This is a genomic window from Cupriavidus sp. 05N39, assembly GCF_056397325.1.
The window spans coordinates 1-24,560 of sequence record NZ_JBFTNE010000102.1 but is presented as its reverse complement, the minus strand read 5'-3'; the positions used below and the strand labels follow the sequence as shown (position 1 = coordinate 24,560).

The following is a 24,560-nucleotide window of genomic DNA, read 5'->3' as shown; positions in this document are numbered from 1 at the left end:
ATCAGGGGCGATGGTGTTACGGCAAAACGCCCATGCGCACCTTCCTCGACTCGCTGGAACTCGCCAAGGAGAAACTGATCCCGCATTGAGTCGCGCTTCTCGATTCAACAGCCCGACTATCTGTCAGATCGAGTCCCAGCTAATACAAGTCATCTTGGTCTATTGGGGCCTGATGGCCATCGTGCTTGGTGTGATACTGCACCAAACTCGGAGAAGGGCAAGCACTCTGCGCAGTCCGCCAGCAGCGGCGCCGCGGTACATGCGGCACATCAATCTGGACTTGGTGCGGCGCTAAGGATGCAGCCGATCCACGATACCGCCTATCCCGCGCTCCCGGCTGAGCTTACCGCCGCCGAACTGGAGGCTGCGTTCACGCCAACACCGACCGAGATCCGCTTCGCGCGCAGCCAGTCTCGCCGGGCCTCAACTTCTGTTCTGATTCTCGTGCAGCTCAAACTGCTGCAGCGCCTTGGCTACTTCCCCATGCTGGCTGATGTGCCACCTATCGTGATCGATCACGTGCGCACCGCACTGCGAGCCCCCGCCCTGTCCCGCGCAACAGTCAAACGCTACGATGCCTCTGGCACACGCTCCCGGCATCAGAAGATACTACGCGGGTACCTCCACATTCGGCCGGCCGAGGCCAACACGCTGAAATGGCTGGAGGCGCTCGCAACCGATGCGGCGCACACCAAGGTCGAATTGCCCGACATCGTCAACGTGCTGATCGAAGAGTTGATCCGGGTACGGTGCGAACTGCCGCCACTTGCCAGCCTGCACCGAATGGCGACTCAGGCCCGCAGCCGGTGCAATGACGCCATCTATCGCGCCAATCCACTAACTCCGGCTCAAAACCCACCAACTGCGAGCCGTGAAAATCGATCATGAAGTGCTGCATGCACATCGGCGTTCACCCTGCTGTGGTCGATGCCAGGCGGCATCCTGACGGGACTAAGTGCGGCCGCGGGCATCGCGTCATCAGTACCGTGGGCGGCACAGTGCCGGCGTCGTGGCACCCGCTGCCGTCGGCGCAATCAAGGCCGCGGCGGCCGGTTTCACGCTGAGTCTCTATCTGCTTGGTTCGGCGCTGATGCTTGCGACCGTCATCCTGATCACCTGTTTCCGGCCACGCAGTGCCCATACGATGGAGCCAAGCCTTGCCGAAACGCACCGACAGGGCCAGGTCAGGTGCTGCCCGGCACAGGCGGGGGCGCACAGGATTCGCGCATGACAACATGTGTGGCCAGCCTGATCTCCTGCCCCGCCGAGGGCTGGGCGCCGGCCTCGCCCGACACTCCGCCAATCGTCTGCAGCAACATTTCGGCCGCTGCCGTACCCACCGTCTCCAGGTCCCAACTCAGCGCGGTAATGGCAGGCGAATACAGTTGCGGAAGATCGCCATCGCCTACGCAGATCAGGCTGACATCCTGCGGTACACGATATCCGGTCTGCTTCATCGCCTGCAGCACGCCTGACAGTATGCGCGTGCCAAGACAGATGAATGCGGTTGGACGAGACTTTGCCGACAGCATCGCCAAGGCGTCGCTGAAAGACAGGTCCATGGCCGAGCGGCTCGACCTCACCAGCGTGTCATCCACGGCGAGCCCGCGTTCCTCCAGTGCAGCACGGTATCCGTTGATACGCTCGCGGCCGGGCCGAAGCGCGCTATCCGACGTCATCAGGGCAATGCGCGCATGGCCGAGGTCAAGCAGATATCGCGTGACGTCGAGCGCGCCGCGAAAGTGATCGACATGAACGCCGGTGCCACCCACCCCAAAATCGCGGTCCATGGCCACGACGGGAAGATCCCGGCCGATCTGGTCGAGGTAGTCGGGCCGCTCGGCTTCGCATGGGCCCAGGATCAACCCGTCGACGCGGCGACGCCGAAACAAATCGACCATCAGGTCTTCCTGCGCCCTGCTGTTATGCGTATTGCCGACTACCATCGCGTAGCCTTCGCGCTGCAGCCGGGTCTCCACCGCGGTGATGATTCGGGCGTAGAGCGGGTTAGCCAAGTCGGATACGAGCAGCCCGACCACGCCCGAGGTGCCTGTGCGCATGCTTTGCGCGATCGGGTCGGGCGCATAGGCCAGCGCCTTGGCGGCGCGCTCCACCGCCTGGACCGCTGCCTCGCTCACCGGCCCGCTACGGTTTAGTGCACGCGATGCAGTGCCCACCGACACACCGGCCGCGCGTGCGACGTCACGGATAGTGACGCGGGCTGGCCTCACGGAGGGATTGGTACGCATCGTGTTACTCATGGCTGATGTTGGCTGGTTTGACGAAAGCCGCAGCGTGGAATGCGGGACCTATGGCCCGCAATTATCGCCCAACTGTGTCGCCCCACTAGTAAACAGCGCGCCCGCCACTGATGTCGAAGACCGCACCAGTACTGAAGCTGCAACGCGCCGAACACAGCCACGCGGCCATCTCCGCAACCTCCTCGACCCTGACAAAACGCTTCATCGGCACGCGCTCGAGCAGCCGCGCCTGCAATTGTGCGCGTTGACTCTCTTCGTGGATGCCAAAGATATCGGTGTCCGCCGCACTGGGCGTGATGCAATTCACCAGCACGCCCGTCGACGCCAACTCCTTGCCAAGGCTCTTCGTCATCGAGATCAGTGCTGCTTTCGAGGCCGCATAAGCGCCCGCAAACGGGTTGCCCTCCTTGCCGGCGATCGATGCAACGTTGACCACGCGGCCGCAGCCGTTCGCCGACATGGCCGGCACGATCGCCTGCGCGCAATGGAGGGCGCCGAAGACGTTGACGTCGAACACGCGCTTCCACTCGTCGGGCGAAGCTTCGACGGTCGGACCGCTACTGCCAAGGATCGCGGCATTGTTTACCAGCGCCGTCGGTGAGCCGAGCGCGGCAACGGATTGCGCCAGGGCGCGATTGACCTGTTCGCGATCGGTGATGTCGACTGCCACTGCGAGCACGTTCGCTCCTTGCCTGCGCAAGGCGCCGGCCACCGCGTCCAGCGTCGCCTCATCCCGGTCCCAAAGTGCAACCGCGTAGCCGTCCGAAGCCAGGCGCTCGCAGATCGCAAGGCCGATGCCGCGTGCAGCACCCGTTACCACGGCAATCCGCCGATCCGGCTCTTGTCCCACAGCTGTGCTCATCGCGTCCCCCCGATGCGTCGGATCGGCTCAGAGCCATCCCAGCATTGCGCAGCTTCGGCAATCGTCGCGAAGTACTCTCCCTTTCCGCCTGACATCTCTGATATTTCAACGATGTTGCCCGGCAGGTCAGGATGCACGAAATAGGCAAAGCGGCCACGCGTGCCCATGCGGCCCCCATGCCCCTCCACATATCCGCGTGCCTGCAACTGCTGCGCAAAGCGATCGAACGCGTCGCCGGTCCAATAGGCGATGTGCTGGACGCCCTCCGCGCCGTGCTTCAGCGAATCGAGGTACAGAGATGGCACGTCATTTCGCTGCTCTATCAGCTCGATCTGCACGCCGCCCGAGTTGGCGAGGGCGATCGACAGATCCGGCAATGCCGACGCCTGTCCGTAATAGCGAAACTCAGTGGTGCCAATCGCTTCCTTATAGAACCACGGACCGACGCCAAGCACCTCGCTCCAGTGCTGCATCGCCTTTTCGATGTCGCGTACCACGTAGCCGATCTGGCGTACGCCTCCGAACAGCAAACTCATTCTGCCTCCTTTGTTGCAAAATAGAAACGTTTCCACAAAGTCGAGTGTAACGTCACTCGGCTCAGTTCCTTCATAGCGTTAACCATGATTGATCGCATATCGCCGCTCCATAATACTTATTTGGAAACGTTTCCACAAACAGTGGAACGCGAGGATCGTCACGACGCCCGACCTCCAGAACGGGTGCCCCCAATGGAGACTTACATGAAGAAAATTCTTGCCGCCCTGCTCGCTGTCGCAGCAGGGGCCGCCACGGCTGCCGATACCGGCAACTATCCGGATCGGCCCATCCGGATGCTGTTGCCCTTCTCCGCAGGTGGCGGCGGCGACATCCTCGGCCGCTTCCTCGCGGAGCGCTTTGCCGCGCAGCTCAAGCAACCCGTGGTCGTCGAAAACAAGCCCGGCGCCGCGGGCACCATCGGCACCCACGCCGTGGCCACCGCCGCGCCCGATGGCTACACGATCATGATTGGCGGCATGTCCACCCACCCACTGGCACCGGCCACCTACGCCAAACTGCCCTACGATCCCGTGCGCGACTTTCAAAGCCTTGGCACGATCGGCAGTTCGTCGATCGTCATGGTGGCGGCAAACCAGTATCCGGCCAACAACCTCAAGGACCTGATTGCCATGGCGCGCAAGCAAACCGCGCCGATCCAGTACGCGAGCTGGGGCACGGGGTCCACCGGACACTTTTGCGGCGAAGTCCTGAGCCAGAAGGCCGGCATTCCACTCCAGCACGTGCCTTACAAGGGTACCTCCCAGATAATTACCGACCTGCTCGGCAACCACATCTCCGTGGCCTTCGTCGACATGGTGACCGCTACGCCTTTCGTCAAGGAAGGCAAGATCAAGGCGCTGGCCGTCTGCACCAAACGCTCGCCCAGCCTGCCGCAAGTGGCCAGCTACAAGGAGCAAGGCGTCGACTTCGACCGGGAGCTGAACTGGGCCATGTATGTGCCCGCCAAGACCCCGAAGCCGATCGTGAACAAACTGTCTTCGGTACTGGAGAACACGCTGAAGCAGCCGGAAGTCGTCAACAAGCTGCTTTCGCTCGGCATCACGGCCAAATACGTAACCGGCGCCGAGCAGCAGGCGACAAATGCCCGCGACATTCCGATGTGGAAATCCATTGCGAAACAGGCGCACATCACGCTCGACTGACGCGCGTCAACGCACGCGCTCCATCCCATATCCCATTTTTTAGCAAATCACCACAGGAGTTCCTTTATGTCGTCCACGCTCAACGAAGCACGCATCCAGACCGTGCGAAATCACATGGCCCTGGAATGCACCCACGATTGGGATGCCGTCATCAACACGTTCGAGCACCCGCGTTACGAGATGCACGGCAGCGGCGCCACATTCGACGGCGAAGCAGAGGTGCGCGGCTATTTTGATTCATCTCGGATCCCTTTTCCGGATCTGAAGAACGAAATCATCGCCATTGCGGCCGCGGACGATACGGTACTGGTTGAGTTCTGGCTCCAGGGGACCCATTTGGGGCCGCTCGCCGTCAATGGAAAGGTGTTCGAGCCGACCGGTGGCACGTTCCGTGTGCGCATAGCCGCGACGTTCGAGTTCGCGCCCGGCTCCGACAAGATCATTTGCGAGCGCCCCTATTCTGCCCCTGACGCAAAACTGCGGGCTCTGGGTCTTCTGTAATGGAGATACCCATGCGGAATGTCGAACTTTCAACGCTGCGCGGTAGCGGCCGACTGACTGGCAACGTGGCCATCGTGGTAGGTGCGGGTTCCAGCGGAGCGGACGTGAGCAACGGCTCTGCCGCAGCACGTCTGTACGCCCGCGAAGGGGCACGGGTGCTCTGCGTCGATCGCGATATGCAGGCAGCCCGGCGGACTGTCGACGAGATTCGAGAATGCAGCGGCGAAGCGCTGCCGTTCGAGGCGGACGTCTGCAGCAAGAGCGAGCTCGCGGCAATGGCTCGCTATTGCGATGAGCAGTATGGCAGCGTCAATGTCCTGCACAACAATGTCGGCATCGAGATCGTGTCCGAACTCGAGGACATTCGCGAGGAGGACTGGGACCGCGTCTTCGCAGTGAATCTCAAGGGCGTCATGCTGGCGTGCCAACAGGTCATCCCGCGCATGGTGCGCCAGGGCGGTGGGTCGATCATCAATATCTCGTCGATCGCCAGCCGCAAATGGAGCCCGATGCCGTTCCTTGCCTACAACACGTCCAAAGCGGGCCTGAACCACATGACACGCGTGCTGGCACGACGCTACGCCGAGCACCACGTGCGAACGAACGTGATCGTGCCTGGACTGATCGACACGCCGCACGCGGCGCACCTCACCGTCGGCGACGACGCCGCAGTGCAGGCCGCAAGAGCCGCGCGGAATCGACGCTGCCCGATGGGTCACCAAGGCACCGCGTGGGATGTTGCGTACGCCGCGCTGTTCCTGGCCAGCGATGAATCCCGCTACGTGACTGGCACCGAAATCGTGGTCGACGGCGGACTGGGTCTCTAGCCCGGTTCGGTTCGACCCAACAAAGAACGCACCAACCTCAGCGACAAGCAGCTTTCGCCATAGCTGCAGTCCGATGGCCCCTGGAGATCCAACGTGGCATTGCCCAGCGCTTTTACCCATCAAGACCGCCTTCTGACGGTCAATATCAACGAATCTGCCGAATTCCCCGGCTCCGAGTCGGGTTCGACCATCATTCCGCTCTTTCTCGACCGCGAGAACGGTGTCTGGGTGCTATACGGCAAGTTCGAACCCGGCACCACGCTGCCGCCCCACTTCCACACCGGCACGGTCCACTTCTTCACGACGAAGGGAGAATGGAACTACGTCGAGTATCCCGGCGATCCGCAAACCGCTGGCAGCTATCTCTACGAACCGGGGGGGTCCATCCACACGTTCTCGGTGCCGGCGGACGCCACCGAAGCTGCTGAAGGATTCATGGTCGTCTACGGCGCGAACGTGATCTTCCAGGACGGCGAATACCAGAGCGTGCGCGATGCCGGCGCGATCGAGGATGGCATTCTCAAGACCGCCGAGGCGCTCGGCCTGCCGCGGCCGCGCTATATCCGGCCGCAGGGCGGCGCGGCGTTCTCGCGCGACTGACAGCCCGGCGCAATGCCAGTCACCACCAGGCTCACACGCGCGAAAACGCATGCTTGGGCAATAAAAGACAGATGACAGGAGGAGACACCATGGATCAACAGAGGCGATTGTTTGTGCAGGGTTCTGCCGCTGCCGCATTATCGGGTTGGCTATGCCTTGCGAACGCCGCCAGCCCCTGGCGCGCCGGCAAGCCCATCCAGTTGATCGTGCCAGGACAAGCTGGCGGAATGTCCGACATCCTGGCGCGCGTTTTTAGCGCGACGGCCGGCAATGAGCTTGGCGAACGAATCATCGTAGACAACCGCCCCGGGGCTTCCGGCGTCATCGGGTCGTACCTGCTGTCGAACGCCTCGCCCGATGGGCAGACCTTGCTGACGGCCAGCAGCGATACCCACACGATTTATCCGAATTTTTTCAATAATCCGAAGTTCGTGCCGGAGCGGCACGTGCCTATTGCAACGCTCGCTTTCGTGCCGTTTGCGCTGGCCGTTAGCCGGAACGTCCCCGTCGGGAATCTACGCGAGTTCGTCGCGCTGGCCAGGAGGAAGACGCTCAGCTATTCAACGTGGGGCATCGGGACCGCCGGGCATGCAGCAATGCTGGCGTTCATGAGGGCTGCCGGCATATCCGACATGCTTCACGTGCCGTTCACCGGGAGCGCTCCGGCAATCCAGGCGCTAATGGCCGGACAAGTGGATGCGATGATGGGGGCGATTCCGCTGATCTCCACGAACCGGGCCCAGCTCAAGCCTCTGGGTGTGATGTCGGATCAGCCGTCGGCTGCGCTGACCGGCGTCCCTACGCTGGCGCAGGCGGGGCTCGGCGGCGAAGGGGACGGCAAGGGATTCTGGGTCGGCCTGATGGCACCGCCCAACACCCCCCCGAACATCGTGGAGGCGATCTCGCGCGAGACAGCAAAGGTCATGATGCAGCACGACGTGAAGAACAAGCTGGCGGGCATGGGTGCCCAATCCGAATCGCTAGGGCCGGCCGACTTCAGCAAGCTGATCGCTTCGGAATCAGAGCGCTGGGCGAAGATTGCCCGTGAATCAGGCGTCGTGCGACAGAACGTCTAGCAATGCCGAAATCGCGGACGGCCTGATTCGCGTATCAATCGTAGAGGGAGGGCTAATGAAGCAGCTTCGCCTTGGTGAAATAACCATCGATCGGGTAGTGGAGATGGAGCAGTTCTGGGCTGATGCATCCTGGCTCTATCCGGATATCAGCGAGGATATTGTCGCCAGACACAAGAGTGTTCTCGGGCCAAAGCTGGTTCATCCCGAGACGTCCCAACTCTGCATCAGCTTCCATAGTTACCTGATACGCTCGAAAGGGAAGAACATCCTTGTGGATACCTGTAACGGCAACCACAAGGACCGGCCTCGGGCGCCATGGCAGCACATGCTTAGATCCCGCGAGTACCTGGCGAATCTCGCGGCAGTCGGCTTGCGCCCCGAAGACATCGATCTGGTGCTATGCAGCCATCTGCACACTGACCACGTCGGCTGGAATACGCAACTCGTGAGCGGCAAATGGGTCCCGACCTTCCCAAACGCCAGATATCTGTTCTCCAGGCAGGAATTTGATCATTTCATGGCGTTGCATACAAGCAAGCCGGCGTTGCCCGTCAGCCAGGGATCATTCGCCGATAGCGTCCTGCCGATTGTCGAATCCGGTATGGCCGATCTTCTCGACATGAATCATTTCGTCGACGGAGATCTCAGCCATGGCATATGGATTGAAGACGCAAGTGGTCACACGCCTGGGCATGTCTCAATTCATGTCAAAGGCGGGGACTGTGAGGCAATCATGACCGGAGACGTGTTTCACCACCCTATTGTCTTCAACGAACCGAGCCTGGTGAATACAGGGGACTGGCGCCCGGACCTGGCGATGCGCACTCGCCAACGGCTTATGGCACGTTGTGCCGATTCGCCGGTGACGCTTTTGTCGATGCATTTTCCCGCACCAACTGCCGGAAAGCTTATTTCGAGCGCCGCAGGGTTTCAATTCGAATTTTTCCACGAATGATGCGAGACCTCACGCTTACATCCAAGAAGCAGACGTGTCCGTTGCAATCAGGCTACCTCACCAGCCGGGCCGAGGTGCTGGCCAGCGCCTCGGCCCGAAATGCCTGCTCCATGGCCTGCGCATCCGCTCGAGGTTCTGTATCCGCAGGGCGACGTGAAGCGCGCAGGACTGGGTCCGGGATGTCGGGCGAACGAATGCTCGCCACCATCTCCACCTGTTGCCGGGCATCGGTGGCCTGCCAACGCGCTCAGGGACTGAGCAAATTCCCCGCGCGGAAAGCGCGGGCACCAGACACGCGGCCGATCTGGTCGCCTGGTTTCACGTAGCGCACTTCGCGCCTCATGTAGAAGACGCCATTGGTATGGCTGACGGTGGTCGTGCGAATCCCGTCAACGGGATTCACGACGTCGAATATCGGCTGTCCCGCCGTCACTTCCGCGCCCACTTGTGCGAGATAAACCAGCAACCCGGCCAGGTGCACCTACGGCGGTTTCGCAACTCCGGCGCCGATATAAGGCCATCGCTACGGCACTGGTCGGCTGTTGCCTAGAGAAACTACCTGGAGATCTTCTACCGTCTGCTCGAAATGAAGGCCCGCTGCAACCTATCCGGCCACCATGGGAAGTCAAATGGCATCTGTTGGATACCAACATGGTATCAGTTAGGTACCATATGGCCCGGCCCCCTGTGACCCGAAGATTAACCGGCTTGCCACGATCAATCATTGGGGGACGGCCGCATTTTGACGCTGTGGCATGGCCCTCATTCAGGAAGACTTGCCTCCGGACCTCTTTGTATCAGTGCCCATCGTCGGTGCTGTTGGTCTCTACGTACCCAATAGAATAATTTCATGATCATGAAATTAACAATCGCCCATGGGTTGCCCCTTGACGTTCGCGGTAGCGGTCCCTTCCTTTCGCCAACCTCACCTGCTCATGCCGGAGCTTATGCGGAAGATAGTGGTGCACTCTCGGACGGGGCCGTCGGGAGGCCGTTCATTACCGATTTCACCGACCACTCCTCACGCCCACTTCTTCCCTAGTGCCTCCAGACCAGCCTTTTGCAGGTCCTCCTGGCTCATCACAATGCGGAACTTGCAGTTGGCCTGGAAGTTGAGGAAGAAGGGCTCAGCAAAAGCGGGAACGTCAGATGGATTTTCGACGTTGATCAGGAATACCCCGCAGCGCATTCCGTCTTGCTCGGTAAAATACGCTGCCTCCGGCTTGATCGTTTCCAGGATACGCTCAATGACCTCGCCCACCTTCCCGCCCCTGACGAGAACGTTGAAGGGCTCATGAGGAAATTCGACTGTGAGTAGCATCTTCATGATCCACCTTCTCCTTACGTAGTCGCTGCCCGGCAGCCAGACTTTTGCCTCAGGCGCTCCTGCCGCTTAACGTTGTCGCTGGCGGTGGGTGGGCAAACCGAAGCTGCCGCTCGCCGGCGCGCCGATACTACAAGATAGCACCGGCCACTGAAAAAGCTAGTTGGCGGCCCGTCCAAGCGCGCCGCGGACATTCTTGAACGGTTGAGCACGCGATCCTCCTTGGCGGTGGCACAGCAGGAGCGACTGCCTTGCTAGGCCGAGTGGCGTTCGGCGCGGCTTCGGCTGCTAGCCAACTCAGGCTTGATGGGGCGCTTGCATTCGGAACCGGATCGCCGACTGGGTCAAGCTCGAGGCTTGGCCGGGATTCGGGGTGAGACGCTCATAGCATCTTCGCCGAAGGCGCAGGTTCGAAGATGAAATTCGCGGCGGCGTAGCTGGCGTTGCGGTCCCAGACTTCCTTGCCGTCGCCGAAGAAAGTGCACCAGCGGCCATCACTGACACAACGCGCCCGCGGAAACACTTCCTCGTGGCCCTTCACAATGGCCAGCGTGTGGCTGGTCGGCCACCACCACCACCACCGCAGTCGGCGCCTGGTCGCGCTGTGCCTCCGCCTCGCTCGCCTGCAGCACCACCTCCGTACGCAAAGCGGCCAGCTCACCGGCGGCGGCCTGCCTGCCAGATAGACTGCACGGCATTGGCGGAGATCGACTTGTGCGCGCCCGGTAGTGCAGCGCGATGGTCACGCGCATCTTGTCGCACAGGTCCTCTCAGAACTGTGCCAGGACCTCGGTTGGCGTGCCCATGCGGGCCATAGAGCTTGTTGGCGGTGGGGGTGATGCCGTACCTAAAAAAAGCAAGGCACAGACCTCGCGGGTCTCGGGGAACTGCGCACGGACGGCGGCCACGTCTGCAGAGAGATGCGGTTGGGAGAATCAGGAGCCGAGAGCTGTGAGGGCCTCTCAGACTGCGGCATGGCCGCAGCGTCGCGCTGTCGCCTGACCGCGCTAGCCGTTCGATGTCCAATCGTCGTCGGCGCGTTCTCCAAAGCGGAAGATAATGCCTTCCGTTCATCCTGCCTGGCCTGTATGTGCCGGCGACGCGCTCATCGTGGCAAGCAGCCTGACAAATACGAGCGCGGCCATGTTGGTGCTGGCATGCGGGCGTGCACAGTGCAACACGGCATCGATAGTGCCGCCTCGCCTGGACTTTGCCGGTTGCAACGGCCGGTATGTCACGCGTGCCGAGCGCATTTCCGCCGCCGAAGCGGGCACCAGCGCGGCGCCTAGCCCGGCCTCGACCAGAGCGAGTATCGTCGGGAGTACACTCTCCTGCTCGATGCGCGGCTGCACGCCGGCCGCATGATAGATCTTCTGGCTCAAGTCGCGAAAATAGGTTGAGCCGACGGCGCTGAATCCAACCATCGGAAGGCGATCAAGCGCCGCTGGCGCCACCGCAGTGTCAGCGGCGAGCGGATGCCCGAGCGGCAACGCCAGCAACATCGGCTCACGATCGGCTTCGAACGCATCGAAATCCGTTTCCACCGGCAGTGTGGACAGGCGAAGCAGCGCCACGTCGAGTTTGCCGGAGCGCAAGGCATCCCACTGCTCGGCTGACGTTGCCTCCGTGAAATCGAATGCCACGGCAGGATAAGCACTGCGGTAAGCAGACAGTATGCGTGGCAAGAGGCGGTACGCCGCGCTACTTGTAAATCCCAGCGAGATCCGTCCCGTCTCGCCGTGCGCTGCCCTGAGCACTGCCTGCTCGGCGGCGTCCGCATCGGCCAGCAATTGCCTTGCTCGGTCGAATAGCACCCTGCCCGCCTCCGTCAACTGGACCGACCGCGTCGTTCGCGCAAACAGGTCCGCACCAACGTTTGCTTCCAGTTGCCGGATTTGCTGGCTCAAAGGCGGTTGTGCCATATGGAGCCGCGCCGCGGCACGTCCGAAATGCAGCTCTTCGGCCACCACAACAAAGAGGCGCAGTGCGTGCAACGAGAGAGCCATTGATACATAAAAGTGAATGAATGCCTTGGAATATTATATTGGATCTATCGAATAGACCAGCATAAGATTGCCTTCGATGTCCCCCGCTATTCTTGCCCAGAGGAACTCCAACATGAATCTCAAAGCCCTGTTCCGTACCCTGGCGGGAAGTATCGCCGCAGTGTGCTTCAGCGCCCTCCTGCCTTTCCCCGCCGTGGCACAACATTCGCAATACCCAGTCAAGCCGATCCATATGGTTGTACCGTTCGGCGCTGGTAGYGTGACCGACACCCTGGCGCGCATCATTGCGACCAGGCTCAGTGAGGCCTGGGGCCAGCCTGTCGTGGTTGACAACCGGGCGGGCGCCGACGGCAACATCGGCACAGGCTATGTTGCCGCTGCGGAGCGCGACGGCTACACGCTGCTCTTTGGCGCGGCCAGCACCAACGCGATTAACGCCAGCCTCCACACCAACCTCAAGTTCGACCCCCAACGCGACTTTGTGCCGGTAGTCAATGTAGCTAGCGTGCCCAATGTGCTTGTGGTTCCCCCTAGCGTTCCCGCGCGCTCAGTCAAGGAACTCCTGGCACTGCTGCACAAACAGCAATACAGCTATGCATCGGGAGGCGCCGGTGGCAGCCAGCACCTGTCGGCCGAATTGTTCAAGTCCATGTCGAAGACCGATATCCTTCACGTGCCTTACAAGGGCGGTGCCCCTGCGCTGACCGATCTGCTCGCCGGGCGCGTGCAAATGATGTTCTGCAACCTCCCGCTATGCCTGCCGCATATCCGCTCCGGCAAGCTCATTGCCCTCGGCGTGACCTCGGCGCGGAAATCGCCTCTGCTGCCCGACGTTCCCACGATTTCCGAGTCGGGCCTGCCCGGCTACGTAGTGGAAGGCTGGTTCGGCATGTTTGCGCCAGCCGGTGTGCCCAAACAAGTGGTCAGCCGCATCAATGCGGAAGTTGTCCGCATCCTGAAAGATCCCAAGACACGCGAGCAACTGCTGGCCCAGGGCGCGGAGCCCGTCGGCGATACGCCCGAAGCCTTTGCCGTCTTTGTCGGCAAGGAACATGATCGCTGGGCGGCTGTCATCCGCAATGCCGGCATCACTGTAAACTAAGACCATCCAGCTCATGCGCACCCCCAATCGTCTCACCGCCCTTGAGGCGGCCGCCCGGATCGAGCGAGGCAACCTTACCGCCGAAATACTGACGCGAGCCTGTCTCGATCGCATACAAGAGCGCGACGGCGCGGTGCACGCCTTCGTGGCGGTCGATGCCGATCTGGCTCTCTCCCAGGCGCGTGCGGCGGATCGTCGCCCCGGTGGCCTGCTGCGCGGCATTCCTGTCGCCGTCAAGGACATCATCGATACCGTCGGCTACGATACGGCCTATGGCTCGGCAGCGATCTATGCCGGGCATCGTCCTGCAGCAGACGCCGGCTGCGTTGCGTCGGCGCATGAGGCCGGTGCCGTCATACTTGGGAAGGTTGCCACCAGCGAATTCGCCACGCAGACGCCGAGCGCAACCCGTAACCCACTCGACCTGGCGCGCACGCCGGGCGGTTCTTCCAGCGGTTCCGCAGCCGCCGTCGCCGATTTCATGGTGCCCGTCGCGTTCGGTACGCAGACTACCGGGTCGATCACGCGCCCGGCGGCGTACTGCGGCGTTGTCGGCTACAAGCCGACTTTCGGCCTCATCAGTAGTGGGGGCGTGAAGACGCTCAGCCATACCCAGGACACGGTGGGCCTGCTGACCCGTACCGTCGCGGACGCCGCCTTCTTCTCCCTTGGCCTGGCGCAGACGCGCGTCACCGAACAACTGGGGTTGAGGCCACGCATTGGCGTATGCCTGTCGAGTCAGTGGCAGCATGCCAGCCCCGAAACGCACGACGCCCTCGACGCGATCGCCGCACGCGCCGAGCGGGCCGGCGCAAGCGTGCTGCGCTGCAGACTGCCGCAGGAATTGGAAGCCTTGATCGATCTGCAGAGCAGCATGTTCGCCTACGAGGCCCGGCAATCGCTCGCCCATGAGCGTACGCAACATCACGAGCAGCTCAGTGCGCGCCTGCAAACGCGCCTGGCCGGTGGGGAGACCGTGAGCACAGAGGCCTACCTGCAAATACGAAGCCGTATGCATGTAGGTACGCAACAAGCCGACGCCATGTTCGGCGATTTTGACGTGCTGCTCTACCCCGCCGCGGACGGCGAAGCCGAGCTAGGCCTGATGGACTCGGGCTCGCCACGTTTCGGCGCACTCTGGACAGCACTGCACCTGCCCACGATTTCATTGCGCATAGCTACTGGCCCCGCCGGGCTGCCAATTGGAGCCCAACTGATCGGACGCTATGCGGATGACGCACGCCTGCTCGCGGTTGCCAGCGTCCTAGCGCGCATTGCAGGCTACGATCAGTAAACGAAGGGAGTAGCGATAACACAGGCTTTTGCATACGGACATCCAGCGCTTGACATGCCYACCTCCCCGGAGGATTGCGCCCCCCGCCCACACTGCCGAAACTTGATCCCTACTTGGCGGTTGCTTTGCCCTGATCACTCCCACGGCATCCTCGATGTCAATCCTACTGCTACATCGGCGGGGAATTTGCCGCATCTGCGCGAGGATGCGTGCGCCGACGTCAACGGGCACGATGCGACGCACACCGTGCTCGGCATCCCGTCCGCTCCGATGCAAATCTAGCGGCTAGAGCCGACCTCCTGCACATCACCGCCCTTGAAGGAGACCGAGCCAAAGCGGGGGCTGACTAAGCGGCAATGCGGTGGTTTTCTGCTCTGGCGATGGAGGGATACCGTCGTTCAATGTGCGATCGGATCCGGGCATTGAGCACGGCAGTCCGGATTTGTACCAGTGCGTGCGCGTGCCGTGGCCGCCAGGCCATCTGTTGGCGTTTGACGAACCGCTCTCCCACGCATGTCCGGGCAGCCAGTCTATGCCAGGATCTCTTGCAAGCGATTATTGGCGGTCCGGCGGTCGAAGCGCCTATCCAGCCACTGGTCGACCTCCTCGCGTAAATCGTCCAGCACGATTGGGCGCTCGCGCAGCGACTCGAGCCAATCGAGGAACTCATACTCACTGCGTTCGTCCCTGGCCTCCATATAGCTCTCGATCCCACCCATGTCCTCTGGCGGGCAAGGCCCGCAACCGGCCACGCAACGTGGCAGCCCGCCAGGATGTTGCCGCAGCCTACGCCGCTCCACCCGTATCTCGTGGCGCCACCACGCGTTGAAGTCATACACATAGACGAAGCCTTCGTGTTCGCGGAGACGAAACGCAGTCAGTGGCAGTTCGTTTGCCGCGGTGGRGAACTGCAAGACGSCCTCATGAGCTTTGCCGTAACGCCTGCCACGAATGCTGAACGTGTGCAGATGCTCGTCGGCCCAGCCCATGACTACCTGGATGACATTGTGCAATTGTCCGAGCGTCAAGTGCTCAGGAACGCGGACGCGTCGCCAAACCGGCGGGCTCAGGGCGCTCAGAGCAATTCGAAGTTGAAGGACGGAGATCGCCGGGCCAGGAACGGAAGCCATGCGCATTTTTGGTGCCTCATTGGCCTCTCGGCGGTGGTCCGGTTGTTTGCCCCCGTTTTGGCGCGGTCTCCCCTTACTGCGACAAAACCACATGAGCACGTGGCAGGTGGCTCATTATTTTCTTGAGAGAAGACCGGACCGTAGCCCCGCTTTGGCGCGGCTCTCCCTGCCGGGCTGACAAAGGGTGAATTCCCAAAAAAGATATCAAATAAGCACAAATTACCCACTGCAAATTTGCTTTTGACACTTCAGTTTCATTCGTATACATTTATGAAACTACTGTTTCAGAGGATGCGACCTGATGGCCTCCCCCTTGCAAGACAAGATCCTCGAATTGCACGACCAGTTGACGGAGAGCGAGCGACGGCTCGCGGAGGTAACCCTTGAATGCATCGGCAACCTCGCCGCTTACTCGGCCACCGAGCTAGCGCAGAAGGCGGGCGTTTCCAAGGCGACCGCGGGGCGTTTCTTCCGCCGGTTGGGATATGAGAATTTCAATGAGGTGCGTGCGCTGGTACGCGACGAAAGCGATCGTGGCTCGCCCCTGTACGAGCTTGCGGGCGTCCAGCCGCCCGCGTCCTCGGACGCACCCTTTGCGGCCCACCTGGCCAATGATCTGCAAAACCTGGCGCAGACCTTCGATCGCCTGGATCCGGCCGATGTCGAGCGCGCGATCTCCCTCCTAGTTGGCGCCAGCCGCATTTGCGTCGCGGGTTTTCGCAATGGCCGCGTGCTGGCGCAGTATGCGTGGGCGCTGCTGACGCAACTGCGCGGCGGCATCACTTTGGTGCCCGGTGCCGGGCTGAATCTAGCCGAAGATCTCGCCGACCTTGGCGACAGCGATGTGCTTCTGGTCATGGACTTCCGTCGCCGCGTAACGCTGCTGCGGCCAATGGTGGAGCACGCAAATCGCGTCGGCGCGAAGGTCGTCATCCTGACCGATCCCAGCGCTACGGAACTGCCCGCCCGCTCCGACGTCGTCCTGCGCTGCGTCAACCATGGCGCCGCCGGATTCGACTCCTATGTCGCGGCGATCAGCCTGATCAACCATCTCGGCACCAGCCTTGCGCTGGCATTGGGAGACGCCGCGCGTCACAGGCTGGAGGAGATCGAAGCCCTGCATGACCACTACGGCGACCTCCACCGCTAAGGCACCAATCGCATGTAAACGTCCGTTCCTCGTCCCATGTGAACGGGCTCCCACTCTTTTTTGAGGAGACTGTCTTGAATTCACTGCTTCCCAACCTTCGCCTGCAATGCGCTGCGAATCCGTCGGTGCAACCGGATGCAAAATATAGCGAGCGACAGCAAGCGATACTCGGCGGGCAAGCCTATCTGCGTGCGGAACAGCAGATCAAGCGCTGGCCGGGGTATGCGCCCACGCCGCTGTGCGAGCTCAAGGGCCTGGCCAAGGCTGCCGGCGTCGCGCAGGTCCTGTACAAGGACGAGGCCGACCGCTTCGGTCTCGGCAGCTTCAAGGCGCTGGGCGGCGCCTACGCCGTCAGCCGCCTGTTGATCCGCGAAATCGAAGCGCGCACCGGCCGTGCCGATGTTTCGGTCGAGGACCYGCTGTCCGGCCGTTATCGTGATATCGCGCGCGATATCACCGTGACCTGCGCAACGGACGGCAATCACGGCCGCTCGGTAGCGTGGGGGGCCCAGCGCTTCGGCTGCCAGTGTGTGATTTACATCCACGCGACCGTGAGCGAAGGACGCAAGCAGGCCATCGAACACTATGGCGCGCAGGTGGTGCGCACAAGCGGGAACTATGACGACTCCGTACGGCAAGCCGCCGACGATGCCGCGCGGCTGGGCCGCTTCGTCGTATCCGACACGTCCTATGAAGGCTATATGGATGTGCCGAAGGATGTAATGCAAGGCTACGCCCTGATGGCCGATGAGGCGCTGCAACAACTTCCGGCTGGGCAAGTTCCGACGCACGTATTCCTGCAGGGCGGCGTGGGTGGTCTGGCGGCGGCGGTCTGCGCGCATTTCTGGGAGCAGCTCGGTGCATCCCGCCCGCGTTTTGTCGTGGTGGAACCCGACAAGGCGGCCTGCCTGTACGAGAGTGCCCGTGCCGGCAAGCCAGTCGCCGTGCATGGCGATCTCGACACCGTCATGGCCGGCCTGGCTTGTGGCGAGGTGTCGTTGCTGGCATGGGAGATCCTGCATCCTGGCGCGCACGCTTTCCTGACCATCGACGACGAATCGGCGCTGGAGACGGTACGGCTGCTGGCCGCCGGCCGTTACGGCGACGCGCCGCTGGTGGCGGGCGAATCCGCAGTCGCCGGCCTGGCCGGTTGCCTCGGCGCGCTTGGCGATGCACAAGTGCGCGCGCAGCTTGGCCTCGACGCCGGCAGCCGCATCCTGGTATTCGGCAGCGAGGGCGCCACCGATGCGGAGCTTTACCAGCGCATCGTCGGGAAGTCGCCCGAGCAAGTCAGGATGGCGGCTTGAAGATGCGCACGACAACGAATCGGACTGCCGCGCCGCACATCGATTTGCCCCGCCTGTTGGGCCGGATCGCAGCGCTGGCGCAGGTCGGCGCGATCGACGGCGGCGGTGTCAGCCGGCTCGCGCTGACCGACGAGGACCGTCTCGGGCGCGATCTGGTGGTGAGTTGGATGCGCGAGCTTGGGCTGGCGGTGAGCATCGACACGATAGGAAATGTGGTCGGCGTGCGGGGAGGACGTGAGGATCTTGCGCCGGTCATGACTGGCTCGCACATCGATACCGTCCGTACCGGTGGGCGCTATGACGGCAACCTCGGCGTGCTCGCTGGCCTTGAAGTGGTGGCCGCCTTAAACGATGCCGGCATCGCCACGCGGCGGCCCCTGGCGGTTGCCTTCTTCACTAACGAGGAGGGTGCGCGTTTCGCGCCGGACATGATGGGCAGCCTGGTATTCCAGGGCGACCTCCCGTTGCAGCAAGCGCTCGATACCAAGGGCATAGACGGCAGCACGGTCGGCGAGAATCTGCGGCGCATCGGCTATAACGGCACGCATCCGGTCGGCACGAATCAGCTGCACGCCTTTGTCGAGCTACATGTGGAACAGGGACCGGTGCTGGAGCATGAGGGCGTCACAATTGGCGCTGTCACCGGCGTGCAGGGGATTCACTGGACGGAATTCACGGTTGAAGGCACGTCGAATCACGCCGGCACCACGCCGATGCGCCTGYGGCATGACGCTGGCCTGGTTGCGGCACGCATCGCCTGCTTCGCGCGGGACCTGGCGCGCGAGTTGGGCAGTGGCCAGTTGGCAACGGTGGGGCAGGTCAAGCTCTCGCCGAACCTGGTCAATGTGATCCCGAACCTGGCCGTGTTCACGCTGGACCTGCGCAATGCCGATCAGGCGATCCTGGCCGAAGCGGTGCGCCGCACCTTCGATTTTGCGCACGAGCTGGCGCGAGACGAGGGGGTAAAGCTGTCCCATCGCTCGCTTGCCGACTTTGCCCCCGTTGCGTTCGACAACCAGATCATCGGCCGGGTGGAAGCGATCGCCCGTCGGCATGGCCACACTGTACAGCGCATTGCGAGCGGCGCCGGCCACGACGCACAGATCCTGGCACGTATGTGTCCTGCCGGCATGATCTTCGTGCCCAGTGTCGGCGGTCTGTCCCACAACGTTGCCGAGTTTACCGACGACAGCGATATCGAGGCGGGCGCCAGTGTCCTGCTCGATTTGCTGCTCGAACTAGCTGAACAAAAGGAATAGGAGTCCAATTCATGCCACGCTATATCAATGTCGCCGCCGCCCAGCTTGGGCCAATTCAACGCGCCGACTCCCGCCGGGACGTCGTCGAGCGCCTGCTCGCGCATCTTCACCAGGCGCATGCCATGGGCTGCCAGTTGGTTGTATTTCCGGAGCTTGCGCTGACCACCTTCTTTCCGCGCTGGTATCTGGAAGATCCGGCCGAACTCGATGCTTTCTACGAGCGCGAGATGCCTGGTGCGGAAACCCGCGTGCTGTTCGAGACCGCAGCCAGGCTTGGAATCGGTTTCTATCTCGGCTACGCCGAGCTTGCGCTGGAACAAGGTGTCGCAAGGCGTTACAACACCTCCATCCTGGTCGGGCAGGACGGCGCCATCGTCGGGAAATACCGCAAAGTTCATCTTCCCGGGCATGCAGAGCATGAACCTTGGCGCGACTTCCAGCATCTCGAAAAGCGCTACTTTGAACCGGGTCTCGGTTTTGACGTCTGGCGTGCCTACGGCGGTGTGATCGGCATGGCTCTGTGCAATGACAGGCGCTGGTCGGAAACCTACCGGGTGATGGGCCTGCAGGGCGCGGAAATGATCTTGTTGGGATACAACACCCCGGTACATAACCCGCCCGCGCCAGAGCATGACGATCTGTCGATGTTTCACAACCACCTCGTCATGCAGGCCGGCGCCTACCAGAACGGCACCTGGGTGGTTGGCGTTGCCAAAGCCGGCAAGGAAGAAGGCTGCGAGATGATCGGCGGCACTTGCATCATTGCCCCGTCGGGCGAGATCGTGGCGGCATGCTCGACCAAAGGGGACGAGCTGGCAATCGCTCGCTGCGACCTCGATCTTTGCCGCTCCTATAAGACTACGACGTTTAATTTCGATCGCCACCGCCGCCCGGATGCGTATGGGCTGATCACCTCGCGTCGGGGCGCCATCGAACCAGAGCATCTGGTGGCCTGACCGGCAGTCTTACCCAGCTTCCCAAAACAATAATTTCAGCGAGCGCCTTGCGGCGCCCGCAGGGGAGCGTTTTGTCTTAAAAAACCAACGGAGGAACAAAGTGAGTGATTCCCTGCAAACGGCCGGCGCCGTCAAGCCCGCTTCGCGCGTTGGGGCAAGTGCGGTGTCCGCACACGACAATGCCCTGTACAGCAAGGTGGCGTGGCGCCTGCTGCCATTCCTGATGGTGTGCTATATCGCTGCATTCCTGGATCGCGTCAATGTCGGCTTTGCCAAACTGCAAATGCTGGACGACCTGAAGTTCAGCGAAACGGTTTATGGCCTCGGGGCTGGTGTCTTCTTTATCGGATACTTCTTGTTTGAAGTACCGAGCAATGTCCTGATGCACCGCATTGGGGCCCGAAAAACGCTGGCTCGCATCATGATCCTGTGGGGTTGCATCTCCGCAGCGATGGCAGTGACGCAGACAGCCACTCAGTTCTACGAGTTGCGCTTCCTGCTCGGTGCGGCTGAGGCTGGTTTTTATCCAGGGATCATTCTGTATTTGACCTACTGGTTCCCATCGCACCGGCGCGGGCAGATCATTGCCGTGTTCATGACGGCAGTGCCTTTTGCCGGCATCCTGGGCGGGCCACTGTCTGGCGGGATCATGCAAGGCCTACACAGTCATGGCGGCTTTGCCGGCTGGCAATGGATGTTCCTGATCGAGGCCGTTCCGTCGATCCTCCTCGGCCTGGCCGTGCTCTGGTACTTGGATGATCGCATCGGCGATGCGGCCTGGCTCAATGCCAGCGAAAAGGCACGCCTTGTCCAGAACCTGGCGGCGGAGAAGGCGGTAAAGGTCGAACATATCTCGCTGTGGAAACTGCTGAAGGACCGGCGGGTTGTGCATATGGCATTGATCTGCTACTRCACGGTTTCCAGCTTGTCCGGGCTTGCCTTCTGGATTCCGTCAGTCATCAAATCCACCGGTGTGGTGTCCCTTCTGGAGATCGGGTTCCTGACCGCGATTCCCAACGCCTGTGCCGTGGTATCCATGGTGCTGGTGTGCCGTCACTCGGATGCGACCCGCGAGCGCCGCTGGCACATGATCATTCCCTTTCTCATCGGCGGCAGCGGCCTCGCCCTGAGCACGCTGTTCAGCCACAACCCGACACTCGCCGTTGCCATGCTATCGATTGCGGCGGCCGGCTGCATGGTTTGCTCGCCGCTGTTCTGGAGCCTGCCCACCGCCTTCCTGGAAGGCAAGAGCGCCGCCGCCGGCATTGCCGCGATCAATGCGTTCGCCGGTCTGGCTGCCTTCGCCAGCCCATACGCGATTGGCTGGATCAAGGATCTCACCGGCTCGACCAACTGGGGCATGTACTTCCTCGCCTCCTTCACGGTGATCGGCGCCATCCTCGTCTATCGCGTGCCGAAAACACTGGTGAACCGCTAACCGGCCTTGTGGGGACGCCCGGCGTCCCTTCCCCCAAAATTGGAGTTCAGCATGACAACCGATGTCGTTACCCTGACGCAGGAGATGGTCCGCATTCCCAGCCTTTCCGGAAAGGAGGGGGAGATGGCAGCACTGATGGCGCGGCGCATGCGCGAGTTCGGCTTTAGTTCCGTGACCACGGACCGGAACGGTTCGGTCCTGGGCCTGATCGGCCCGGAGGACGCCGAAGTCGCACTGCTATTCGACGGTCACATGGACGTCGTGCCCGTGACCGGTACCTGGCGCTTCGATCCCTTCGGCGGGACCCTTCATGAAGGCCGGATCTACGGCCGCGGAAGTACCGATATGAAGGGGGGGATTGCAGCGGCAATCTGCGGTGTTGCCGCTGCTGCACGCGAGGGATGCCTCACGCGCCGTGTGGCGGTATCCGCCAGCGTGCTCGAAGAAGTGATCGAAGGCTATGCCCTGTCCTCGGTTCTCGATGCGTGCGTACCCGCCGCGGTTGTCATCTGCGAGCCTTCAAAGCTCCAGATCAAGGCCGCGCAAAAGGGTCGACTGGAAATCCAGCTGACCTTCCACGGCAAGCCGGCGCATGCAGCCACCCCGCACCTTGGCGTCAATCCGCTGCATGCGGCGGCCCGCGCACTGCTTGCGCTGGAAACACTGGCGTTGCCCGGCGATCCGCGCCTGGGACAAGCCTTGCTGGTACCGACCGATATCGTTTCGTCGCCGTACCCTTCGATCTCGATGATTCCGCTTTCCACTACCGTTCGCTTCGACCGCCGGACCCTGAGCGGCGAATGCAGGGAGGATGTCCTTGGCAGCATCAGCGCCTGCCTGAAAGCCGCGGGCTTGGAGGACTTTACGCTGGCGGTAAGCGACGATCAGGTGGAGACGTTCACCGGCGAACGAGCTAGCCCTTCGCGTTGGCTGCCCGCGTGGCAACAGGCCGACGATCACCCGCTGGTACGCGCCGCCGTGGAAGCAGTCACGCGCTCCGGCATCAAACCGCGCGTGGGCAGTTGGGCTTTCTGCACCAATGGCTCCGAGTCCGCCGGGCGCCGTCGCATCCCTACCATCGGCCTGGGCCCGGGCGCTGAAGAAGACGCCCACACGATAGACGAGTCCATTGCCGTGGATCAATTGGAGGCAGCGTGCGCTGTCTATAAGCACCTGGCGTTGATTACAGCGGGTAAGGAGTGATTTAGTCGGGCGGCTTTCGCACTGCCGCACGGAGAAGTCCGAGGCAAGCTTCCCGTCGGGATGATCGAAGTAGCCGAGCGGGAAGATCCCACTCCTCCACGAGGACCGGAATGACGGACGCTTGTCTCCTTCGAGCCATTGACCCAACCCCTGGTTGCCTGTGGGCGGCGCGATAGTGCTGTAGACGCGGACAACGCGCGAGCCGCCGCAGATCTACCCGAAAATGTTGCGAGCTCGGGTTGCGCTGCACCAACACCCCGCTGTAGGCAAGTGGCAGCGGACTCACCAGCCCGCCGGTGTCAGCCAGCAGCCGCAAGTCGGGACTCCGGTCGCACAGTCGAAGTTGCCGGGCGTCATATAAGCCATGGCCTCGACTCGCTGTGTCAACGCATGAGCCGTCGTCATGCTGCCGTCGCCCGGCAACCTAGCTCTGATTGGTGGGCCTACGGCACCAACGGATTATGAGTCCGCTGCTCTAACCAGGCATGAACTAGAGGCCCGATGGAGCGGGTGAAGGGAATCRAACCCTCGTCATAAGCTTGGAAGGCTTCTGCTCTACCATTGAGTTACACCCGCGTGCGATGCGCGGCATGATAGCAACTACCCCAATCGGCGTGGCATTATTTGTTCGGTTAGACAACCCTATCCTTCTGCGCCACCCTCGAATTACGGCCCCAAGAAAATCGGCGTGCCGCGAGCGATCCATCACACATCCGTGCTCGCGGAAGCGGCCCCCATTAAACATCACCTGCTTATGCCGGGCGCCAGGCCTAGTCGAGACTTGGGTTGCAGGTCTAAGAGCCATCCCTTTCAAGGTGATTAAACGACACGTCCAGCCTTGATGACACGGGCGGTAGAAACATGCCGCCGTGCTACGCATCCAGCCACATAGCCTTTCTTCTTCGGCGCTTTCGGTCCCCGCGTATGTTTGCGCATCGCGCGGGGATCAACGTGCGTCGCCATCCTGATCAACTCGCGACCGAGCTGAGCTGGGGTGAGGAGGTCATAGGCCTGCCACACCTCGGGCGGCACCGCGATCATCATGCCGGCATAAGTTGCCCGGATTTCGCTGGCGAGGTAATACGGTGAGATCTCGATGTCGCTGGTATCCAGCTCATGCCGGATTCTCACCGCAGTCGCAATCACGCTCAGTACGTTATACGCGAGCGCCGCCACGCCGAAGGCCAGCAGCGCCGCGCGCGGCTGGCTCAACGAGCGAATCTCACTATTGAGCACCGATTCCAGCCGCTGAAACAGATTCTCTATGCTCCAGCGTCGCCGGTATAGCCGGGCGACTGCCTCGGCCGTCAGATAGGCGGCCGGGACATTGGTCAGCAGGCGGACGACGGTATCACCATCCTCGGTGGTGCCATCCAGATGCAGTTCGATGCGCCGCAGCACCTGCGGCGCGTTTGATTCATCTGGGATGCTGACCGCTTGCTCGTWCACAGTGCCGGCTTCGACCCGGCCCATTTCGCGTAACGGCTCCAGCTCGCTGGGGCTCGGATTGCGGCCGTGCTCCCGCACGATGAAGGCGCTGCCGCGACGCTGCCACCCGGCAAGAATCGCCCGGGTGCTGAAGAGTTGCGATCGGCGATCCACAGTTCGG

The 24,560-nt window shown here is 62.0% G+C and carries 22 protein-coding genes, 1 tRNA gene and 2 pseudogenes; 15 read left to right on the top strand and 10 right to left on the bottom strand.

The genetic code is table 11. The annotated features are described in order from the left end of the window. Positions 1 to 297: 297 nt before the first annotated feature. Positions 298 to 831, top strand: a pseudogene (locus AC1DN0_RS33265) (DUF4158 domain-containing protein); the annotation flags it as partial. Between the two features lie 353 nt (positions 832 to 1,184). Here AC1DN0_RS33265 and AC1DN0_RS33260 read toward each other — a convergent pair. The 3 genes from AC1DN0_RS33260 to AC1DN0_RS33250 all read right to left on the bottom strand — a co-directional run bounded on the left by AC1DN0_RS33260 (position 1,185) and on the right by AC1DN0_RS33250 (position 3,659). Next, positions 1,185 to 2,249, bottom strand: coding sequence for a LacI family DNA-binding transcriptional regulator (locus tag AC1DN0_RS33260; protein WP_477146323.1), 1,065 nt, complete (start codon positions 2,247 to 2,249; stop codon positions 1,185 to 1,187). 97 nt (positions 2,250 to 2,346) lie between these two features. Continuing rightward, entirely contained in the window at positions 2,347 to 3,123 is a 777-nt protein-coding gene (locus AC1DN0_RS33255) for an SDR family NAD(P)-dependent oxidoreductase (RefSeq protein ID WP_441636306.1), read from the bottom strand. Continuing rightward, a complete protein-coding gene (locus AC1DN0_RS33250) occupies positions 3,120 to 3,659 on the bottom strand; it encodes a VOC family protein (RefSeq protein ID WP_441636307.1) in 540 nt (179 codons plus the stop codon). The genes AC1DN0_RS33255 and AC1DN0_RS33250 overlap by 4 nt, the downstream gene beginning before the upstream one ends. 84 nt (positions 3,660 to 3,743) lie before the next feature. Between AC1DN0_RS33250 and AC1DN0_RS33245 the strand changes: the two genes are divergently transcribed. From AC1DN0_RS33245 to AC1DN0_RS33220, 6 genes are all read left to right on the top strand, one after another. Next, positions 3,744 to 4,823 carry a Bug family tripartite tricarboxylate transporter substrate binding protein gene (locus AC1DN0_RS33245; protein ID WP_477146322.1) on the top strand — a complete coding sequence of 360 codons (1,080 nt, stop codon included), beginning with the start codon at positions 3,744 to 3,746 and terminating at the stop codon, positions 4,821 to 4,823. Positions 4,824 to 4,889: 66 nt separating this feature from the next. Then, complete coding sequence (locus tag AC1DN0_RS33240; RefSeq protein WP_441636311.1) at positions 4,890 to 5,324, top strand: ester cyclase; 435 nt, start codon at positions 4,890 to 4,892, stop codon at positions 5,322 to 5,324. Between the two features lie 11 nt (positions 5,325 to 5,335). Then, on the top strand, positions 5,336 to 6,151 hold the full coding sequence (locus AC1DN0_RS33235) for an SDR family NAD(P)-dependent oxidoreductase (RefSeq protein ID WP_441636313.1): 816 nt from the start codon (positions 5,336 to 5,338) through the stop codon (positions 6,149 to 6,151). 93 nt (positions 6,152 to 6,244) lie between these two features. Then, positions 6,245 to 6,751, top strand: a complete 507-nt coding sequence (locus tag AC1DN0_RS33230; protein WP_441636315.1) for a 2,4'-dihydroxyacetophenone dioxygenase family protein — start codon at positions 6,245 to 6,247, stop codon at positions 6,749 to 6,751. Positions 6,752 to 6,840: 89 nt separating this feature from the next. After that, positions 6,841 to 7,827: a Bug family tripartite tricarboxylate transporter substrate binding protein gene (locus AC1DN0_RS33225; protein WP_441636317.1), complete on the top strand. Its 987-nt coding sequence runs from the start codon at positions 6,841 to 6,843 to the stop codon at positions 7,825 to 7,827. 55 nt (positions 7,828 to 7,882) lie between these two features. Continuing rightward, positions 7,883 to 8,782, top strand: coding sequence for an MBL fold metallo-hydrolase (locus AC1DN0_RS33220; RefSeq protein WP_441636319.1), 900 nt, complete (start codon positions 7,883 to 7,885; stop codon positions 8,780 to 8,782). A gap of 247 nt (positions 8,783 to 9,029) precedes the next feature. Here AC1DN0_RS33220 and AC1DN0_RS33215 read toward each other — a convergent pair whose 3' ends face one another. From AC1DN0_RS33215 to AC1DN0_RS33200, 4 genes and pseudogenes are all read right to left on the bottom strand, one after another. Next, entirely contained in the window at positions 9,030 to 9,248 is a 219-nt protein-coding gene (locus AC1DN0_RS33215; RefSeq protein ID WP_441636321.1) for a hypothetical protein, read from the bottom strand. 555 nt (positions 9,249 to 9,803) lie between these two features. After that, positions 9,804 to 10,109, bottom strand: a complete 306-nt coding sequence (locus tag AC1DN0_RS33210; RefSeq protein WP_267602716.1) for a panthothenate synthetase — start codon at positions 10,107 to 10,109, stop codon at positions 9,804 to 9,806. Positions 10,110 to 11,176: 1,067 nt separating this feature from the next. After that, positions 11,177 to 11,920 (bottom strand): LysR family substrate-binding domain-containing protein, encoded by a 744-nt coding sequence (locus AC1DN0_RS33205; protein WP_441636329.1) that lies wholly within the window; start codon positions 11,918 to 11,920, stop codon positions 11,177 to 11,179. A gap of 12 nt (positions 11,921 to 11,932) precedes the next feature. Further along, positions 11,933 to 12,112 (bottom strand): annotated as a pseudogene (locus AC1DN0_RS33200) (LysR family transcriptional regulator); the annotation flags it as partial. Between the two features lie 76 nt (positions 12,113 to 12,188). Here AC1DN0_RS33200 and AC1DN0_RS33195 point away from each other — a divergent pair. After that, the gene (locus AC1DN0_RS33195) at positions 12,189 to 13,214 is read left to right on the top strand and encodes a tripartite tricarboxylate transporter substrate binding protein (RefSeq protein WP_477146325.1); all 1,026 of its coding nucleotides are present in this window, start codon (positions 12,189 to 12,191) and stop codon (positions 13,212 to 13,214) included. 13 nt (positions 13,215 to 13,227) lie between these two features. Continuing rightward, positions 13,228 to 14,508, top strand: coding sequence for an amidase (locus AC1DN0_RS33190; RefSeq protein ID WP_441636325.1), 1,281 nt, complete (start codon positions 13,228 to 13,230; stop codon positions 14,506 to 14,508). Positions 14,509 to 15,038: 530 nt separating this feature from the next. Here AC1DN0_RS33190 and AC1DN0_RS33185 read toward each other — a convergent pair. Then, the gene (locus AC1DN0_RS33185; protein ID WP_477146321.1) at positions 15,039 to 15,644 is read right to left on the bottom strand and encodes a plasmid pRiA4b ORF-3 family protein; all 606 of its coding nucleotides are present in this window, start codon (positions 15,642 to 15,644) and stop codon (positions 15,039 to 15,041) included. 307 nt (positions 15,645 to 15,951) lie between these two features. Between AC1DN0_RS33185 and AC1DN0_RS33180 the strand changes: the two genes are divergently transcribed. From AC1DN0_RS33180 to AC1DN0_RS33155, 6 genes are all read left to right on the top strand, one after another. Next, a complete protein-coding gene (locus tag AC1DN0_RS33180; RefSeq protein ID WP_477104722.1) occupies positions 15,952 to 16,788 on the top strand; it encodes a MurR/RpiR family transcriptional regulator in 837 nt (278 codons plus the stop codon). 74 nt (positions 16,789 to 16,862) lie between these two features. After that, entirely contained in the window at positions 16,863 to 18,095 is a 1,233-nt protein-coding gene (locus AC1DN0_RS33175; protein ID WP_477146320.1) for a diaminopropionate ammonia-lyase, read from the top strand. A 2-nt stretch (positions 18,096 to 18,097) separates the two neighbouring features. Then, entirely contained in the window at positions 18,098 to 19,354 is a 1,257-nt protein-coding gene (locus tag AC1DN0_RS33170; RefSeq protein WP_477146319.1) for a Zn-dependent hydrolase, read from the top strand. Positions 19,355 to 19,365: 11 nt separating this feature from the next. Next, on the top strand, positions 19,366 to 20,310 hold the full coding sequence (locus AC1DN0_RS33165) for an N-carbamoyl-D-amino-acid hydrolase (RefSeq protein ID WP_441629719.1): 945 nt from the start codon (positions 19,366 to 19,368) through the stop codon (positions 20,308 to 20,310). Between the two features lie 112 nt (positions 20,311 to 20,422). Continuing rightward, the gene (locus tag AC1DN0_RS33160; RefSeq protein WP_477146324.1) at positions 20,423 to 21,748 is read left to right on the top strand and encodes an MFS transporter; all 1,326 of its coding nucleotides are present in this window, start codon (positions 20,423 to 20,425) and stop codon (positions 21,746 to 21,748) included. 51 nt (positions 21,749 to 21,799) lie between these two features. After that, positions 21,800 to 22,951: a YgeY family selenium metabolism-linked hydrolase gene (locus AC1DN0_RS33155; protein WP_441629726.1), complete on the top strand. Its 1,152-nt coding sequence runs from the start codon at positions 21,800 to 21,802 to the stop codon at positions 22,949 to 22,951. A gap of 502 nt (positions 22,952 to 23,453) precedes the next feature. Here AC1DN0_RS33155 and AC1DN0_RS33150 read toward each other — a convergent pair. Further along, positions 23,454 to 23,527, bottom strand: a tRNA-Gly gene (locus tag AC1DN0_RS33150). A gap of 243 nt (positions 23,528 to 23,770) precedes the next feature. Beyond that, on the bottom strand, positions 23,771 to 24,560 hold a 790-nt coding region (locus tag AC1DN0_RS33145), incomplete at its 5' end, for a transposase (RefSeq protein ID WP_477146318.1).